An 18,087-nucleotide genomic window follows, 5' to 3' on the forward strand; every position below is an offset into this window, starting at 1 on the left:
GGCGTTTCATAGGTCAAGCTCAATCAGCAGAACACTTACCGAAACGCTGGCACCACATGCTTGATAAACAACTCCAACGACTTCTTCTTCTCCTCATGCGGCAAGCTGTTGTCACACCAGAAACTGAACTCATCCACCCCCAGTTCCTGGTAATACTTGATCCGCGGAATAATCTCTTCCGGCGTACCAATCATCGCCGTCTTGTGCAGACTCTCCAGTTCGAACTCCGGACGTCCGGCAAACTTCTCTTCCGGGCTCGGCGCCAGAAAGCCATTGACCGGTGTTTCTTTGTTGCCAAACCACGCATCGAACGTGCGATAAAACCGTGAGATCGCTTTCGCGCCGATTTTCCAGCCATCCGGATTATCAGCGGTGTGCACATGGGTGTGACGCAGCACCATTAATTGCGGGCGCGGTACATCTGGATTGTTGTCCAGCGCGGTCTGGAACTTGTTCTTCAGGTCGAGGACTTCTTCGTCGCCCTTCATCAATGGTGTGACCATCACATTGCAGCCGTTGGCCACGGCGAAGTTGTGTGAATCCGGGTCGCGGGCGGCGATCCACATTGGCGGATTCGGCTTTTGGATCGGTTTTGGCACGCTGGTCGAGGTGGGGAATTTCCAGATGTCGCCGTCGTGGGCGTAGTCGCCTTGCCACAGGGCGCGGACCACCGGGACCATTTCGCGCAATGCCTGGCCACCAGATGAGGCAGGCATGCCGCCGGCCATACGATCGAATTCAACCTGATAAGCGCCACGGGCGAGGCCGACTTCCATACGCCCGTTGCTGATCACGTCGAGCAACGCGCATTCGCCGGCAACGCGTAGCGGATGCCAGAACGGCGCGATGATGGTGCCGGCGCCGAGGTGGATGGTGGTGGTTTTGGCGGCGAGGTAGGCGAGCAGTGGCATTGGGCTTGGCGAGATGGTGTATTCCATGGCGTGGTGTTCGCCAATCCACACGGTGCTGAAACCGCCGGCCTCGGCCATCAGGGTCAGTTCGGTGAGGTCTTCGAACAGTTGGCGGTGGCTGACGCTTTCGTCCCAGCGTTCCATGTGGATGAACAGGGAAAATTTCATGACGCTTCCTCGGATCTTTTGTTGTTGAGGCTACAAAACTTGTAGGAGTGAGCCTGCTCGCGATGGCGGTGTGTCAGAAAACATATCGACATCGGATAAATCGCTATCGCGAGCAGGCTCACTCCTACAGTTGATTTGTGCGGGGCTGACGATCAGGCCAGGACGGGCAGGGCGCCCATCTTGCCGTGGCAGTACACCAGCGGGCCGGCGTTTTGCTCGGGGACGATCAGGTTCTTCACCGCGCCGACCATGATGGCGTGGTCGCCGCCTTCGTATTCGCGCCACAGTTCACATTCGATGATAGCCGTCGCGTTGGCCAGGATCGGGTTACCCAGTTCGCTTAAGGTCCATTCGATGCCTTGCGCCTTGTCTTTGCCTTTGCGGGCGAAGGCGTAGGCTTCGCTTTGCTGGCCGCCGGACAGAACGTGGATGGCAAAACGTTTGTTCTTGATCAGTACCGGGTAGGAATCAGAGCTGTAGTTGGGGCAGAACAGCACCAGCGCCGGGTCCATCGACAGCGAGCTGAACGCGCTGGCAGTCAGGCCGACGATCTGACCGTCATCGTCCAGGGTGGTGATAACGGTTACGCCGGACGGGAACGAGCCCATGACTTGTTTGTAGATGGCGGCATCGATCATTGGTCGGTCCTCGGGTGTGGTGCTGCTGTTTTTATGTGTTTGTTGGTCTGATGGTATACCAGTATTCAATCTTTGCAAGGGCTTTTAAGCTGAACCGATAAACGTGCTGCGTTCGTCGGAAACTCAGTATTTACGGGGCTTGCGGCTGGTCTGCAGGCCACGGTTTCAGCGAGGATGGCGTATCAGTTGGCACCGCAAACTACGGATCAGTCTTGTGAATTGTTTGGAATACCATAATATGGTCTGCATCTGAGGGGCGGCCAGAGAGTCCCCCCGGTTTGGCTTCATACAACGATAAGAACAGACAAACTCGAGTTCATGCATATGTCCCAGATGTCCCGGCAAGATCCGTTGATCGAGAATCATACGGTCGACTACGTCCCACTCGCGGAACGCCACGGGAAGGCCCGCGACCTGTTCACCCTTTGGTTCAGCACCAACATTGCGCCCCTGCCCATCGTCACCGGTGCCATGGTGGTTCAGGTGTTCCATCTCGATTTGCTCTGGGGGCTGCTGGCGATTGCGCTGGGGCACCTGATCGGCGGTGTGGTGATCGCGCTGGCGTCGGCGCAAGGCCCGCGTATGGGCATTCCGCAAATGGTCCAGAGTCGCGGCCAGTTCGGTCGTTACGGCGCGCTGCTGATCGTGTTCTTCGCCGCGCTGATCTACATCGGTTTCTTTATTTCCAACATCGTCCTGGCGGGTAAATCCATCGTCGGCATTGCGCCGTCGGTGCCGGCGCCGCTGAGCATTCTGATCGGCGCACTGGCGGCCACGGCGATTGGCGTGATCGGCTACAACTTCATTCACACGCTGAATCGCATCGGCACCTGGGTGATGGGCAGCGCGTTGCTGGCCGGGTTCATCTATATCTTTGCCCATGACTTGCCGGCGGACTTTCTCACTCGCGGCAGTTTCAACCTGTCCGGCTGGCTGGCGACGGTGTCGCTGGGGATCATCTGGCAGATCAGCTTTTCGCCGTACGTTTCCGATTACTCGCGTTACCTGCCAGCGGATATCGGTATTGCCAAGCCGTTCTGGGCGACTTATCTGGGCGCGACGCTGGGCACGATTCTGTCGTTCAGCTTCGGTGCGGTGGCCGTGCTGGCGACCCCGGAAGGCACCGAGGCGATGGTCGCGGTCAAGCAATCGACCGGTTGGCTGGGGCCGATTTTGATGGTGCTGTTTCTGCTCAATATCATCAGTCACAACGCGCTGAATCTGTATGGCGCGGTGCTCTCGATCATCACCTCGATCCAGACCTTCGCCAGCCAATGGACGCCGAGCATCAAGGTGCGCGTCGTGTTGTCGAGCGTGGTGCTCGCCGGTTGCTGCGTGGTCGCGCTGGGTGCGTCGGCGGATTTCATTTCCGAGTTCATCGGTTTGATTCTGGCGCTGTTGTTGGTGCTGGTGCCGTGGGCGTCGATCAACCTGATCGACTTCTACCTGATCAAGCGCGGCTGCTACGACATCAGCTCGATCTTCCGCGCCGATGGCGGGGTTTACGGGCGCTTCAACCTGCACGCGATCATCGCTTATTTCATCGGCATCCTCGTGCAACTGCCATTCGCCAACACGTCGCTGTATGTCGGACCGTACGCCAATCTGGTTGAGGGTGCGGACTTGTCCTGGCTGGTGGGCCTGGTTGTCACCGTGCCGTTGTATTACTGCTTGGCAACACGCAGCCAGACACAGCAGAGCAGGGCGGCGAGATTGGGTTACACCGACTGAGCTGATCCGTTACTCAACAATGCCCGGCCAAGTGCCGGGCATTGTTGTTTCCGCATCCCGGCGGTCAATCAAATTGGCCACATCGATCCCCTTTTGGCCCATCCCCCACTGTGCTCCAGCTACGCTGTCAGCAAGAATCAAAACCATAACCAGACGCTGAATCTTTTTTACCCTTGGCTACCTTTACAGCCGCTGCCGTGTACAGAACATAAAAACCATCGAACTCACGCTGCCTTTTGGGGAACAACCATGGTCACGATGAAACGCATTCTGGGAGCCACTGTGTGTGGGCTGACGCTGCTGGCCGGGGCCGTCCAGGCTGAGCAACGCGAACTCCGCGTGTACAACTGGGCGGATTACATCCTGCCGTCCGTGCCCAAGGATTTCGCCGCAAAAAGCGGCATCAAAGTGACCTGGGACACCTTCGACACCAACGAATCCCTGGAAGCCAAACTGCTGACCGGTAACTCCGGTTACGACCTGGTGGTGCCGTCGAACCAGTTCCTCGAAACGCAGATCAAGGCTGGCGTGTTTCAGAAGCTGGATAAATCGAAACTGCCGAACTGGAGCCACCAGGATCCGGAACTGTTGAAACTGCTGGGCAAGAACGATCCGGGCAACCTGTACGGCGTCCCCTACATGGTCGGCACCGTGCTGATCGGCTTCAACCCGGCCAAGGTCAAGGCTGCATTGGGTGACAACGCGCCGGTGGACAGCTGGGATCTGGTGTTCAAACCGGAGAACATGGAAAAACTCAAATCCTGCGGCGTGGCGATGCTTGATTCGCCGACGGAAATCCTGCCGTTGGCCCTGCATTACCTGGGCCTCGATCCGAACAGCCAGAACCCCGCCGATTATGAAAAGGCCAAGGAGTTGATGCTTAAGGTTCGCCCGTACGTGACCTATTTCAACTCGGCCAAGTACATGACCGACATCGCCAACGGCGACATCTGCGTGGCCATCGGTTACTCCGGCAGCTTCTACCAGTTCGGCAACCGCGCCAAAGAAGCCGGCAACGGCGTAGTGGTTGACTGGCGCTTGCCGAAGGAAGGCGCGCCGATCTGGTTCGACACTTTCGCGATTCCGAAGAGCGCGAAAAACGTCAGCGAGGCCCACGAATTCCTCAACACCTTGCTCGACCCGAAAGTGATCGCGCCGATCAGCGACTTCCTCGGTTACCCGAATGCGAACAAGGATTCGATGCCGCTGATCAACAAGGAAATCACCGGCAACCCGAACCTGACGCCGACCCCGGAAGCGCTGAAAAACCTCTACGTTGTGCAGCCGTTGCCGCAGAAACTTGAGCGTGTGCGTACACGGGTGTGGACCAGCATCAAGTCCGATAAGTAACCACCACCGCAATCCAAATGTGGGAGCGAGCCTGCTCGCGAAAGGGGAGTGTCATTCAACTTCGATGTTGACTGGTCCGACGCCTTCGCGAGCAGGCTCGCTCCCACAGGGTTTTGTGCGGTGTCATTCAGTGCTGCGTTCGCTCTCTCTGGTGGTCAATAGGCTCAGCAAAACCGAACTCAGGATGACCCCGCCCACCACCGCCAACGACCACTCCACCGGCATGTGCAACCACGGCATCAACACCATTTTGCCGCCGATAAACACCAGCACAATCGCCAGCCCATACTTGAGCAAGTGAAAGCGGTCAGCCATGTCCGCCAGCAGGAAATACAACGCGCGTAATCCCATGATCGCGAAGATATTCGAGGTGAAGACAATGAACGGATCAGTCGTCACGGCGAAGATCGCCGGGATGCTGTCCACCGCGAACATCAGGTCACTGGCCTCGATCAACACCAGCACCAAAAACATCGGGGTTGCCCAGCGCACGCCGTTTTGCAGGACGAAAAACCGTTCGCCATGAAACCCGCTGGTGATGCGCATATGCCCGCGCACCCAGCGCAGCAACGGATTCTTGTCCAGGTCCGGCTGGTGGTCGGCAAACACCAGCATTTTGATCCCGGTGAAGATCAGGAACACGCCGAACGCATACAGCAGCCATTCAAACTGCGACACCAGCCACACCCCGGCAAAAATCATCACCGCGCGCATCACGATCGCCCCGAGCACGCCGTACAGCAGCACCCGCCGCTGTAACTCCGGCGGCACGGCGAAGTAACTGAAGATCATCACGAAGACGAACATATTGTCGATCGACAGCGACTGCTCGATCAGATAACCAGTGAGGAATTCGAGGGTTTTCTCCCGCGCGATTTCAGCGCCGAACGCGCCGTGCAGATACCACCAGAGCAGCGCCGCGAAACTCAGTGCCAGCAAGCACCAGGCGATGACCCAGGACAAGGCTTCGCGCACTGATACCCGATGCGCCTTGCGCCCACCGAAGACAAACAGGTCCAATGCCAGCATGGCAAGCACGAAGACGATGAAGGCGGCCCACATCCACGGTTCGCCGATATTGATGTTTGTGGCTGGCATGTCACGCTCCCTGTCTATTCTTCGATTGGGGTCAGACGAGGCCATGCTAGCGACGGGCTTGCCGCAAAGAAAAATCGTTTATTTCTGCGCAACAGTTCGATAAAAACGAACTATCCGCCCCCGTTAACAGCTCGGGCACTTTTTACGGAGCAATGTTTTCAACGATGAATACCGACATTCTTGAACCTCAAGCGGTGTGCAGTCCGATCACCAGCAGCGCTATTTTCATCGTCGCGACGCTGAACCCGGGGGCTGATGCCGCGCAAACCGTCAAAGACTGGTGCGGTGATGTCGCCGGGCTGGTGCGCTCGGTGGGCAAGCGTGTACCGACCGGCAATCTGACCTGTATCTGCGGCTTTTCCTCGAACGCCTGGGATCGCCTGTTTGGCCATCCGCGCCCGGCGTCGCTGCACGGTTTTCGCGAATTTGGCGGGGAAGGGCGACATGCCCCGGCAACCCCGGGTGATCTCCTGCTGCACATTCGCGCCGATCAAATGGACCTGTGTTTTGAACTGGCCACGCAGATCATGGCGGTTCTCGGCGATGCGGTGACCGTGGTCGACGAAGTGCAGGGTTTTCGCTATTTCGACATGCGCAGCATCATCGGTTTTGTCGACGGCACGGAAAACCCGGTCGGGCGCAAAGCGCTCAACTTCACCATCGTCGGTGACGAAGATCCGGGCTTCAGCGGCGGCAGTTACGTGCTGGTGCAGAAATACCTGCACAACATGACCGCATGGAACGGCTTGAGCGTTGAAGCGCAGGAACGCGTGATTGGTCGCACGAAACTGTCCGACATCGAGCTGGATGACGCGGTCAAACCGAGCAACTCGCACAGTGCACTGACCACCATTACCAACGCACAAGGCGAGGAAGTGAAGATCCTCCGTGACAACATGCCGTTCGGCCGACCGGGAGCAGGGGAGTTCGGCACCTTCTTCATCGGCTACGCGCGCTCGCCCGAGCCGATGGAGCAGATGCTGGAAAACATGTTCGTCGGCAAGCCACCGGGTAACTACGACAAGTTGCTGGATTTCAGCACGGCGGTTACCGGCAGCCTTTATTTCGTGCCGTCAGCGGACTTGCTGGAAGAACTGGCGGATCGCTGATCAGCGAAAAAACTCCCCCGGCGTTTCACCAAACTGCTGTCGAAACGCCGCGATAAACGCCGACGTCGAGTCGTAACCACAGGCCAGCGCAACATCGGTAACGCGTTCACCTTTCTCCAACGGCGTCAGTGCACCAAGCAGGCGCAAGCGCTGGCGCCAGGCGCGGAAGGTCAGGCCGGTGTCGCGCAGAAACAGACGGGTGAGGGTCTTCTCGGTGACGCCGAACTTCTCGCTCCAGTGGCTCAGCGTGGTTTGCTGTTCCGGATGGTGTTCCAGGCTCTGGTAGATCTGCTTTAAGCGGGCGTCTTGCGGCAACGGCAACATCAGGTCGATCTGCGGCGCTTCGGCCAGTTGATCGAGGATCACTTGAGCGAGGCGTCCGTGCGGGCCACTCTGGTCGTATTCCACCGGGACCTGACTGAACGCGCGGATCAGCTCCCTGAGCAGATCGCTGACGCCGAGCACGTGACAACGCTCGATTGCCCATCCGGCAACGCTGCAATCGATGTAGAGGCTGCGCATTTCGGTGTGCGGCGAGCTGAACACCCGATGCGGTACGCCCGCCGGGATCCACACGGCGCGTTCGGGCGGGGCGACGAAACGGCCGGCGCTGGTCTGTATTTCCAGCACACCCTGAATCGCGTAGGACAACTGCACCCACGGGTGACTGTGGCGCCGAGTCAGGGCGCGATTGGGCAGCGATTCGGTGCGCCCGTAGAGTGGACGCGGCAGGCTGGGCAGCCCGGGAATGCTGCGACGGACGCTTTTGTCATGTCCTTTAGGCGGCATCTTGTGGCCCTTCGGCGTTAGTCGGTAATTGGCAGTCACGTTAGAGTCGTCGGCACGCACTGGCAACCCCCGGATGAACCGACCATGACTCGCCCCCGCTTTTTGCCCGACAACTTCACCCTGACGCTGATCGGCGTCGTATTGCTGGCCAGCTTCCTGCCGGCCAGCGGCCAGGTCGCCGTCGGCTTCGGCTGGCTGACCAACATCGCCATCGCGCTGCTGTTTTTCCTGCATGGCGCCAAGCTCTCGCGCGAATCGATCATTGCCGGCGCCGGACACTGGCGCCTGCATTTGCTGGTGTTTGGCCTGACGTTTGTCCTTTTCCCGTTACTGGGCCTGGCGCTGAAACCACTGCTGTCACCGCTGATCGGCGACAAGCTGTACATGGGCATGCTCTACCTGTGCGCACTGCCGGCCACGGTGCAGTCGGCGATCGCGTTCACCTCGCTGGCCCGGGGCAACATTCCGGCGGCGATCTGCAGCGCGGCGGCATCGAGCCTGTTCGGGATTTTCCTCACGCCGCTGTTGGTCACGTTGCTGCTCGATGTCCACGGTGATGGTGGTTCGACGCTGGATGCGATCCTGAAAATCAGCGTGCAATTGCTCCTGCCATTCATTGCCGGACAGATCGCCCGGCGCTGGATCGGCGCGTGGGTCGGACGCAACAAGAACTGGCTGAAGTTCGTCGATCAGGGCTCGATTCTGTTGGTGGTTTACGGCGCGTTCAGCGAGGCCGTCAACGAAGGCATCTGGCATCAGATTCCGCTGTTCGAGTTGCTGGGATTGGTGGTGGTCTGCTGCATTCTTTTGGCGCTGGTACTGCTGGCGTCGACGTTGCTCGGCAAGGCATTCGGCTTCAGCCAGGAAGACCGCATCACCATTCTGTTCTGCGGTTCGAAAAAGAGCTTGGCCACCGGCGTGCCGATGGCGCAGGTGTTGTTTGCCGGCAGCACGATTGGCGTGCTGATCCTGCCGTTGATGCTGTTCCATCAGATCCAGTTGATGGTCTGTGCGGTGCTGGCGCAGCGCTACGCCAAGCGCCCGGAATCGGTGCCAGAGCTGATGGCACAAGTCGATCCATGATTCCGACTCGGGTCTATCGGAGCGCTGATGACGAAGTATTAGCCCGGTTGCACCGCGAATGCAGGTGGTCGCAAGGCGTCTTTCAGGCGCTTAGCTGAAACGTGCACCACGCCGCACTGTCGTTGCGCTCCTTTACTCCCACGGGTGCTCCGTCGTGGTAGATACGAACATCTGTAGTGGGCGAACGACTCCCTTTGGCGTTATTCGCGACGTGTACGACTGTGCGACCGACAGACAGAGCACGGAGCTTGGCACCGAGAATATGCCAACGGCCCATCAGTGAGTGAGCCGGATTCACCAGAACGTCAAAAGGCAGTTGGATTTCAGCTTTCGCCAAACCATCGGTGTTGAAGGCGTTGATTTCACCGCAGAGTATGAATGAGACCTCACGATGGCGGATCTTGAACGTCCGGCCCTGAAAACTCGATTCCAGTTGTCGCAAGTTTTCAGCGTTTGGGGCTTGAGCAAAAATCTGCTTTGGCATCCCGATGATTTCCGTCGGGGAAACGAGCCAGGGAGTGACTGATTGCTTCTTTCCCGACTCCAGGAAAACCTTGGTGCCGGGGTGGAGTACTTTCTGAATGGCCGCTGCAGCAGGAATGTTTTCTGCGAAGCCTGGCAGTACAACGAGGTCTGAACGAAGGGTCGATATCAGGTCGACAATAGACTGCGGTGTTGCGCTGTTCAACGGTGAAATGGCTGTGATTTTCATGCCTTTTTCTTCCTGAAATTATTGACGGCCAGTCCAGTGACGACGGTGTTTTGCCACTTCTCGACGAGCAATGCTCTACGGCAAAGATCGGCGCTGATTGGCGCTTGGCACGAGGCGGGCACAACGTTACAACACCGCGCTGCACCGTTGCCAGCAGCGATTGCACTTCATACGATGTCGTCGATCAGAATGTGGTTTACCCCACGGCTGCACTGCTCGATGCGCGCCTCAACCTTGTAGACATCGCGCAGCATCTGTTCGGTGATCACCTCATTGCTCGGGCCGCTCCCCTGACTGGTGCCATCAGCAATCACCAACACCTGATCGGCGAAGCGCAACGCCTGATTCAGATCATGGATGGCAATGAACACAATCACCTCGCGTTTGCGCGCGAGGCTGCGCATGAAGTTCAGCACTTGCACTTGTCGATGCATGTCGAGGGCGCTGGTCGGTTCGTCCATCAGTAGGATTTCCGGTTCGCGCACCAGCGTCTGGGCGATGGAGACCAACTGCTGCTGACCGCCGCTGAGTTCACCAAGGTTACGGAACGACAGCCCGGTGATGCCCAGCGCGGCGAGAATCTCGTCGACCAGTTTCAGCTCATCATCATGGACCACCCAGCCCGGCGTCAGTTGCTTGCGCGCCAGCAGCACGGATTCGTACACCGTCAAACGCGCACTGGCATTCAGGCCTTGCGGCATGTAGCTGATGCCGCTCGAGCCTTTTTTCGAGCCCTGCAAAATCACCTGCCCGGGGCCATCGATCAGCCCGGCCATACGTTTGAACAACGTCGATTTGCCGGCCGCATTGGGCCCGACCACGGCCACCACCTGACCGCCAGAAAACGTCGCCGTCGAGACACCACGAATGATCTCGCGCTGACCGTAGCGTGCGCCGAGATTTTCCAGTTGCAGCGTCACCATGAGTTTTTCTTCCCGCCGAGAATCAGTGAAATGAAGAACGGCACGCCGATCAGTGAGGTGACCACGCCGATAGGGAAAATCGCACCGGGGATCAGGGTCTTGCTGACCACCGAACTGGCCGAGAGAATCAACGAGCCGGTGAGCAAGGAGGCCGGCAAAAAGAAGCGCTGATCTTCACCGATCAGCATGCGCGCGATGTGCGGCCCGACCAGTCCGATAAAGCCGATGGTGCCGACGAAGGCCACGGGAAACGAGGCGAGCAGGCTGACCATGATCAGCGTCTGAAAGCGCAGGCTGCGCACGTTGATGCCGAAACTGGCAGCCTTGTCGTCGCCCAGGCGCAGGGCGGTCAAGGCCCAGGCGCGTTTGGCGAAAATCGGCAGGGTGATCAGGATCACCAGACAAATCACCCCGAGTTTCGGCCAGGTGGCTTTGGTCAGGCTGCCCATGGTCCAGAACACCACGGCGGCGACGGCTTGCTCGGTGGCGAAGAACTGCACCAGCGCCAGCAGCGCATTGAAAGTGAATACCAGCGCGATGCCGAGCAGCACGATGGTTTCGGCAGTGACGCCACGGCGCATGCTCAGAAAGTGAATCAACAGCGCCGAGAGCATGGCCATGATGAAGGCGTTGAGCGGCACCATGAATTGCGCGGCCAGCGGGAACAACGCCACACCGAAGGCCAGGCCCAGCGCCGCGCCGAAACTGGCGGCGGCGGAAATACCCAAGGTGAACGGACTGGCCAGCGGGTTGTTGAGGATGGTCTGCATCTGCGCGCCGGCCAGCGACAGCGCCGCGCCGACCGCCACTGCCATCAGCGCCACCGGCAGACGAATGTCCCACATCACCACGCGCACTTGTGGAGACGCGCTGTCCGGTGAAAACAATGCGCCAAGCACTTCGCTGAAACTGTAACTCGCCGGGCCCAGTGCCAGATCGAGCAGCACACTGCACAGCAACAGAACCACCAGCCCTGCGAGGATCAGGCGTTTACGCAGCACCAGTCGCCGATAGGTTTCGCGCTGCACCTCGACGGTCTCGGTCAACGAACTCATGGTTTGACCTCAGGATTACGCAGGCTGACGAAGTAGCCCGGCTCATACGGCACAGGCAGAAAACGCTCGTGCAGTTCGCGGAAGGAGGCGTCCGGGTCGAGATCGGCAAACAGCTCCGGGTGAAACCATTTGGCCAATTGCTGAATGGCCACGAACTGATAAGGGCTGTTGTAGAACTGATGCCAGATGGCGTGGAAGGCTTGTGTCTCCTGAGCCTTGATCCCGGCGTAGGCCGGACGCTGCGTATACCACGCGAGTTTTTTCCGTGCCTGGTTCATGTCGGCGCCGGGCCCGACACCGACCCAGTGGCCACCGGGTGCAAAGGCTTCCCAGTTGGCCGTGGTGACCACCACGTGCGCCGGATTGGCGACGATGACCTGCTCGGGATTCAACTGGCCGAACGTGGTCGGGATGATCCCCCGGGCGATGTTGTTGCCGCCGGCCATGTCGACAAACAGACCAAAGTTCTCGTTGCCGAAACTCAGGCAGCAATCGTCGGTGTAGCCGCCAATGCGCTCAATGAACACGCTTGGACGCGGTGGGTGCTGTTTCTCGATGACGTCGGTGACGCGGTGAATCTGCTGGTTGCGAAAATCAATGAAGGCTTCGGCGCGTTGCTCTTTACCGAACAGTTTGCCGAACAGACGCATGGTCGGTTCGGTGTTCTGCATCGGGTTGTTGCGAAAGTCGACGTACACCACCGGGATGCCCAAAGCGTCGAGCTTCTCGATGTAGCGTGCATCTTCGGTGGCGTGCTGCGCTTCGATATTGAGGATGATCACATCCGGGCGCTGCGAGATCGCTTGTTCGATATCAAAGGTGCCGTCTTCAAAGCCGCCGAAGGTGGGGATTTTGGCAATGCCGGGGAATTTGCGCAGGTAGGCATTGTAGGTGTCCGGGTCGGACTGGATCAGGTCCTTGCGCCAGCCGACGATGCGTTCGATCGGATTCTGTGTGTCCAATGCGGCGACCAGATACAACTGCCGGCCTTCACCGAGGATGACCCGTCTGACCGGCAGATGCACCTTGACCTTGCGCCCGAGCAGATCGGTCACTTCGGTGCGCGCCGTATCCGCTTCGGTGGCGTTTGCATTGCGCGGCGCCAGCGCAGACAGGCTCAGCAGTCCTGCCAGTAACAGCGCAGCCAACGCGAGGCTGCGTCGATCGAAAATCACCATGGTCAAAGCCTTTGCAAAGGTCAGTTCGGCCAACGGCTCACACCGCTGTCCGGCTGAACGTTTCAGAAATCGACAGTCGCCGACAGTAATAAGGTGCGCGGTGAGCCTTGGGAGAACGCGCCGTAGGAAGCGACGCCCGACCAGTACTCGTGATCGAACACGTTCTGCACGGTGGCGCGAAACGTGGTCGGTCGATCATCGATGCGCGTGCTGTAGCGGGCGCCGACATCGAAGCGGGTCCAGTCATCGAGTTTTTGTGTGTTGGCCTGGTTCACGTACTGGCTGCCGGTGTGGATCGCGCCTCCGGTCAGTGTCAGCCCCTCGACCCAAGAGGTGTCCCATTCGGCCCAGAGGTTGACCTGAACCTCGGGCACGCCGACCGGTTTGTTGCCGCGGTTGGCGGCCACGCCGGTTTTCGTCAGTTCGGCATTAAGCAGGGTCACGCCGCCGAGCAGGCGAGTGCCCGGCGTGACTTCGCCGAACACGTTCAGCTCCAGCCCGCGATTGCGTTGTTCGCCCTGCACCGAGAACACCCCGGAGGCCAGTTCGCCGCTGGGTTTGGTGATCTGAAACAGGCTGATGGTGGAGGTGAACGTGCCGTAATCGGCTTTGACCCCGAGTTCGTGCTGGCGGGAAACATAAGGGGCAAAGATCTCGCCAGCGTTGGACGCGGTGGAAGGCGCGATGTCGCCCTTGCTCAGCCCTTCGAGGTAGTTGTAGTAGAACGAAACGTGGTCCCAAGGCTTGATCACCGCGCCGAACAACGGGGTCGTCCGGCCGTCGTCGTAGGACGTGGTCACCACGCCGGCGGCGTTGTAGTTGTCGGATTTGATGTTCTGTTTGCGCAAGCCCAGGGTTACCTGCGCGCGGTCATCGAGAATCGACAGCGTGTCGGCAAGCGCCACGCCAGTCAGTTCGCTCTGCGAGACCTTCGGCGTATCCGGCTTGGGGATGTAAGGTTGCGGGCGATCCACCGGGTGATAAATGTTCGACAGGATCGGTGCGCCGGAAATGATCCCGCGCGACAACACATCGCGATAGCGACTGACCTGCACAGTGGTGCGGTGACTGATCGGCCCGGTATCGAAGCGCAGCCGCGCACCGGTATCAACGGTGTAACGCTCGACTTCGAACTTGTAGTAACCGGGGATCGATGAGGTGTCGCCTGCGGCATTGATAATGGTCGGCGTCTGGTCGGACATTCGCGCCACATCCGATTTGCCGCCGCCGGCATGGGCGAACACCGTCAATGCGTCGCTGAGGTCATATTCGCCGCTGAGCAGCGCCGATTTGTCACGGGTTTTCGACCAGCCCCAATCCTGACTGACGTTGCTGCGACCGTTGGCGGCGGAAGGAATGTCCACGCCCGGAGCAATCAGGAACGGCCGCGAAGCGGCGTCGAAGCTTTCTTTCTGGTTGAGCCAGTCGAAGGTTGTGCGCAGGCGTTCGCCCTGATAGTCGAGGGAAATCGCGCCGATGTCGACGTGGCGCGATTGATCGTCGATCGCCGTGTTGCCCAGTTGCGTACTGCCGTTGAAGCGCACGCCAAAACGGCGCTCTTCACCGAAGCGGCGACTGACATCGAGATGGCCACCGGCCTGAGAATCCATGGCGTAACTGGCGGTGAAACGGGTCAGGTCTTCATCGAGGGAGCGTTTCGGCACCACGTTGATTACGCCGCCGACCGCGTTGTTGGGTGACATGCCGTAGAGCAGGGCGCCGGGACCTTTGACCAGTTCGATGCGCTCGGCGTATTCGGTGAACACGCGGTAATTGGGCGCCACGCCGTACACGCCGTCGAAGGCCAGTTCACCGAGGTTGCCTTCGCCGACGGGAAAGCCACGGATGAAGAAGGAGTCGACAATCCCTCCCGTCTGGCCAGTGGATCGTACCGAGGAATCACGTTCCAGCACATCGCCGACGGTGACGGCCTGTTGATCCTTGATCAGCGACGAGGTGTAGGTGCTGATGCTGAAGGGGGCGTCCATGACATCCGTATTGCCAAGAATGCCCAAGCGCCCGCCGTTGGCCACTTGTCCACCTGCATACACTTCTGGCAGGGAATCGGCGCGCTTTTCGGTGCCGATGATCGATGTTTCATCCAGCGTCACCCGGCGTGGCACCAATGTGTAGCTGCCGTCACTGCGCAAGACCATGTCCAGGCCACTGCCCGCCAGCAAGCGATTGACCGCCTCCTGCGTCGAGTAATGGCCGATCAGCGCAGGGCTGGTCAGGCCTTCGGCCAGCGAGGGCTCGAACGACAGGGCAATGTTGGCGTCCACGGCGAAGCTCGACAGGGTCGCACCCAGCGGCCCGACGGGAATGTTGTAGGCACGAACCGCGACAGCGTCCAGTTGCACCGGCACGGCGGCCAAGGCAAACGGGCAAACGGCACCGATCAGGACAAGGCTTAGCAACGCACTGCGAACAACGGGTTTGAGCTGACGTTCCGGGCGCAGGTGGCGTGCGGCAAGCATGGATGAATGAGCCTATAAACAGGACGAAAAGGTGCTTCTCCCCAATAGCCAGTCGAGATCGAAAAAAGTATCACCGCTACGGCAATTATTTTTTCACTCAGGCGGGGGAAAGCATGACCCAGTAGCCATTCAGGTGGCCGCTGACGAGGATCGGGTAGGTTTGCGCCAGCATGTTCAAGGTGCGTTGACTGTCGCTGATCGGGTAGGCGCCGGAAATGCGCAGATCGGCAATTGCCGGATCGAGGCGCACGAAACCGCGGCGATAGCGCGTCAGCTCGTTGACGAAATCGGCTAGGCGCATCTTGTCGGCCATCAGCATGCCCTGCGCCCAGGCACCGACATAACGGTCGGCAACGTTAAGCTGGCCGAAGGTGTCGGAAGAGAAGTCAGTGCGTTGACCGGCGTTGACGATCAGTGGCGTGGTCTGGCGATTGTCCGCGAGTTCAACTTTGACCGCGCCTTCCAGCACCGCGAGGTGCGTGCGCGGTTGCTGTTCGCGCACGGTGAACCGCGTGCCCAGCGCCTGCATACGGCCCTGACGGGTGCTGACCAGAAACGGTCGCGCCAGCGGTGAAATGTCCGGCGCGGTCTGCACCAGTATTTCGCCTTCGCGCAGGTGGATGAGGCGTTGATTGGCGTCGAACAGCACGTCGATGGCGGTGTCGGTGTTCAGGGTGATTTTCGAGCCGTCGGCCAGGGTCAGCTCGCGTTGCTGGCCAACGGCAGTGCGATAGTCGGCTGACCATTGCTGCGACTCTGCCAGCTTCCAGCTGCCCCAACCGGCCGGCAGGATGGCCAGAATCATCGCCAGTTTGCCCAACGCCGCACGGCGCTCCGGGCTGCTCGGGCGATCGAGCGCCGACATCGCCAGTGACGGTGGCAGGCCGCCGAGTTTGCTCTGCAACAACTGCGCCCGCGCCCAGGCACGACCGCGCTCGGGCGTGCTGGCTTTCCAGTATTCCCATTCGCCGCGCTCGCTGTCGCTGAGTTCACCATCACTCATGCGGATCAACCAGTCGGCCGCTTCCTCGAGGGCCTGATGATCAAGGTGTGGTTCATTGCTCCGTGCGAGCATTTACTCCACCAGCAACAGGCACTGCACGAAGGCTTGCTTCATGTAGCGTTTGACGGTGATCAACGACAAGCCCAACTGCTCGGCAATGTCGTCGTATTTAAGGCCGCTGATCTGCGACAACAGAAAGGCGCGTTTGACCAGCAGCGGCAGGGCGTCGAGCATCGCGTCGATTTCGTGCAGGGTTTCCAGCACCATGAAACGCACTTCCGGCGAAGGCACTTCCGGCGCCGGCACATGGGCGAGGGCGTCCAGGTAGGCACGTTCCAGCGCCTTGCGTTGATACCAGTTGACCAGAATGCCTTTGGCCACGCAGCTCAGATACGCGCGCGGCTGCTCAATGACGGTGACTTGCGAGGCTAGGATGCGCGTGAAGGTGTCCTGCGCCAGATCCGCCGCATCCATGGAGTTTCCCAGTTTTTTTCTCAGCGTCGCGTACAGCCAGCCGTGATGGCCGCTGTACAGGGCTTCGATCGCGCGCAGGTGATTGGCATTATTCGCGGGAAGGGTTTCGCTCATGGCTGCAGATTTTCATGCAATTGAGAAGTATTCCCAATGCTAGTTTACAACCCCTCTTTGACGCAAGCGCCGATTGGCGTCCTGCTCAGGCACCCTGCAAACCGCGCAGTGCAGCAACCATTGTGTCGATTTCCGCCTCAGTGTTGTACGCATGCACCGACGCACGGCTGACCTCCAGCAAGTCCCTGTGCTGCATGTCGAGCAGGGTCGAACGGAACGTCGAGGTGCTGACGTTGATGCGCTTTTCCTGGCCGGCCAGCCACTGCTGAACGTGCGCGGCGCTGCTGTCGCGATGAGTAAACGTGACGATGCCGGACTTCTGCACCCCGAGGTCTCGCGGCGTGATACCGGGGATATCTGTCAGTTGCCGGCGCAGGTAATCAGCCAATTGCTGAATCCGCTGCCACATCGGTTCGATGCCTTGCGCCAGCGCGTATTCCACCGCCGCACCGAGGCCCAGCTTGGCGGCGACGTTGCATTCCCAATTCTCGAAACGTCGGGCATCGCCGCGGATTTCGAACGTCTCGGCGTCCTGCAATGAGGCGGCATGCAAATCGAGAAATGCCGGTTCCAGCTTCTGGCACAGGGACTTTTCGACATACAAGAAGCCCATCCCGCGCGGCCCGCGCAGGTATTTGCGACTGGTGGCCGCGAGCATATGACAGCCGATTTTTTGCACGTCGATCGGCATCTGCCCGACACCCTGACAGGCATCGAGCAGAAACAGCACGCCAGCCGAACGGGCGAGGGCACCGATCTGCTCGATGGGTTGCACCGGGCCGCCATTGGTGGCGATCACCGGCAGGGAAATCAGCGCAACCCGATCATCGTCGAGCATGGCCGTTAGTGCCGACATGGAAACCTGGCCGTGTTCATCGTTAGGAATGACCCGAATCTCGATACCACGCCGCTGCTTCATTTGCAGATAAGGAATGTAGTTGCCGGCGTATTCGGTGGTCGATGTCAGCACTACATCGCCGGGTTGCAGCGGTAACGAATAGAACGCCATGTCCCAGGCGCGGGTCGCGTTCTCGATCACCGCAATTTCGTCAGGCTGAGCGTTGATCAATTGCCCGATGGCGGCGTAGACATTTTCCACTTCGGCCGATTGCTGCCCGGCGGCTTCGTAGCCGCCCAGAGTCGCTTCAAGCTGAATATGACGGGTCATGGTCTCGATCACCGGCGCGGGCATCAGCGCCGCGCCGGCATTATTGAAGTGGATCAGTTGCGCGACGGCGGGGGTGTCGGCGCGCAGTTGTTCAATGTTCAAAAGC

The 18,087-nt window shown here is 59.5% G+C and carries 16 protein-coding genes; 4 read left to right on the top strand and 12 right to left on the bottom strand.

Annotation, left to right across the window (positions count from 1 at the left end; genetic code table 11):
* Positions 1-35 precede the first annotated feature (35 nt).
* On the bottom strand, positions 36-1,079 hold the full coding sequence (locus tag QOM10_RS12030; RefSeq protein ID WP_160039505.1) for an LLM class flavin-dependent oxidoreductase: 1,044 nt from the start codon (positions 1,077-1,079) through the stop codon (positions 36-38).
* 152 nt (positions 1,080-1,231) lie between these two features.
* Positions 1,232-1,717: a flavin reductase family protein gene (locus tag QOM10_RS12035; RefSeq protein ID WP_160039507.1), complete on the bottom strand. Its 486-nt coding sequence runs from the start codon at positions 1,715-1,717 to the stop codon at positions 1,232-1,234.
* A gap of 324 nt (positions 1,718-2,041) precedes the next feature.
* Between QOM10_RS12035 and QOM10_RS12040 the strand changes: the two genes are divergently transcribed.
* Positions 2,042-3,448, top strand: a complete 1,407-nt coding sequence (locus QOM10_RS12040) for a purine-cytosine permease family protein (protein ID WP_160039509.1) — start codon at positions 2,042-2,044, stop codon at positions 3,446-3,448.
* Positions 3,449-3,697: 249 nt separating this feature from the next.
* A complete protein-coding gene (locus QOM10_RS12045) occupies positions 3,698-4,798 on the top strand; it encodes a polyamine ABC transporter substrate-binding protein (RefSeq protein ID WP_160039511.1) in 1,101 nt (366 codons plus the stop codon).
* Between the two features lie 123 nt (positions 4,799-4,921).
* On the opposite strand, the gene QOM10_RS12055 is transcribed toward QOM10_RS12045, so the two are convergent.
* Positions 4,922-5,896 (bottom strand): TerC family protein, encoded by a 975-nt coding sequence (locus tag QOM10_RS12055; RefSeq protein ID WP_316918132.1) that lies wholly within the window; start codon positions 5,894-5,896, stop codon positions 4,922-4,924.
* 164 nt (positions 5,897-6,060) lie between these two features.
* Between QOM10_RS12055 and QOM10_RS12060 the strand changes: the two genes are divergently transcribed.
* Complete coding sequence (locus tag QOM10_RS12060) at positions 6,061-7,005, top strand: Dyp-type peroxidase (protein ID WP_316918133.1); 945 nt, start codon at positions 6,061-6,063, stop codon at positions 7,003-7,005.
* On the opposite strand, the gene QOM10_RS12065 is transcribed toward QOM10_RS12060, so the two are convergent.
* Positions 7,006-7,794: an AraC family transcriptional regulator gene (locus tag QOM10_RS12065; protein ID WP_160057396.1), complete on the bottom strand. Its 789-nt coding sequence runs from the start codon at positions 7,792-7,794 to the stop codon at positions 7,006-7,008. It lies immediately after the preceding gene.
* Positions 7,795-7,878: 84 nt separating this feature from the next.
* Between QOM10_RS12065 and QOM10_RS12070 the strand changes: the two genes are divergently transcribed.
* Positions 7,879-8,877: a bile acid:sodium symporter family protein gene (locus tag QOM10_RS12070; RefSeq protein ID WP_150693596.1), complete on the top strand. Its 999-nt coding sequence runs from the start codon at positions 7,879-7,881 to the stop codon at positions 8,875-8,877.
* Between the two features lie 82 nt (positions 8,878-8,959).
* Here the strand turns inward: QOM10_RS12070 and QOM10_RS12075 are convergent, their stop codons facing one another.
* The 8 genes from QOM10_RS12075 to QOM10_RS12110 all read right to left on the bottom strand — a co-directional run bounded on the left by QOM10_RS12075 (position 8,960) and on the right by QOM10_RS12110 (position 18,083).
* The gene (locus QOM10_RS12075; protein WP_116029146.1) at positions 8,960-9,589 is read right to left on the bottom strand and encodes a hypothetical protein; all 630 of its coding nucleotides are present in this window, start codon (positions 9,587-9,589) and stop codon (positions 8,960-8,962) included.
* A 167-nt stretch (positions 9,590-9,756) separates the two neighbouring features.
* The gene (locus tag QOM10_RS12080) at positions 9,757-10,512 is read right to left on the bottom strand and encodes an ABC transporter ATP-binding protein (protein WP_127926863.1); all 756 of its coding nucleotides are present in this window, start codon (positions 10,510-10,512) and stop codon (positions 9,757-9,759) included.
* A complete protein-coding gene (locus QOM10_RS12085; protein WP_150751909.1) occupies positions 10,506-11,567 on the bottom strand; it encodes a FecCD family ABC transporter permease in 1,062 nt (353 codons plus the stop codon). Before QOM10_RS12085 ends, QOM10_RS12080 begins: the two co-directional genes overlap by 7 nt.
* Positions 11,564-12,745, bottom strand: coding sequence for an ABC transporter substrate-binding protein (locus QOM10_RS12090; RefSeq protein WP_160042504.1), 1,182 nt, complete (start codon positions 12,743-12,745; stop codon positions 11,564-11,566). Before QOM10_RS12090 ends, QOM10_RS12085 begins: the two co-directional genes overlap by 4 nt.
* Before the next feature lie 62 nt (positions 12,746-12,807).
* Positions 12,808-15,222: a TonB-dependent receptor gene (locus tag QOM10_RS12095; protein WP_316918134.1), complete on the bottom strand. Its 2,415-nt coding sequence runs from the start codon at positions 15,220-15,222 to the stop codon at positions 12,808-12,810.
* A gap of 97 nt (positions 15,223-15,319) precedes the next feature.
* Entirely contained in the window at positions 15,320-16,297 is a 978-nt protein-coding gene (locus QOM10_RS12100; RefSeq protein WP_316918135.1) for a FecR domain-containing protein, read from the bottom strand.
* The gene (locus QOM10_RS12105) at positions 16,298-16,813 is read right to left on the bottom strand and encodes a sigma-70 family RNA polymerase sigma factor (protein ID WP_150773864.1); all 516 of its coding nucleotides are present in this window, start codon (positions 16,811-16,813) and stop codon (positions 16,298-16,300) included.
* An 85-nt stretch (positions 16,814-16,898) separates the two neighbouring features.
* Positions 16,899-18,083, bottom strand: coding sequence for an aminotransferase class V-fold PLP-dependent enzyme (locus tag QOM10_RS12110; protein WP_316918136.1), 1,185 nt, complete (start codon positions 18,081-18,083; stop codon positions 16,899-16,901).
* Between the last annotated feature and the right edge of the window lie 4 nt (positions 18,084-18,087).

The organism is Pseudomonas sp. P108, assembly GCF_032613195.1.
Taxonomy (GTDB): domain Bacteria; phylum Pseudomonadota; class Gammaproteobacteria; order Pseudomonadales; family Pseudomonadaceae; genus Aquipseudomonas.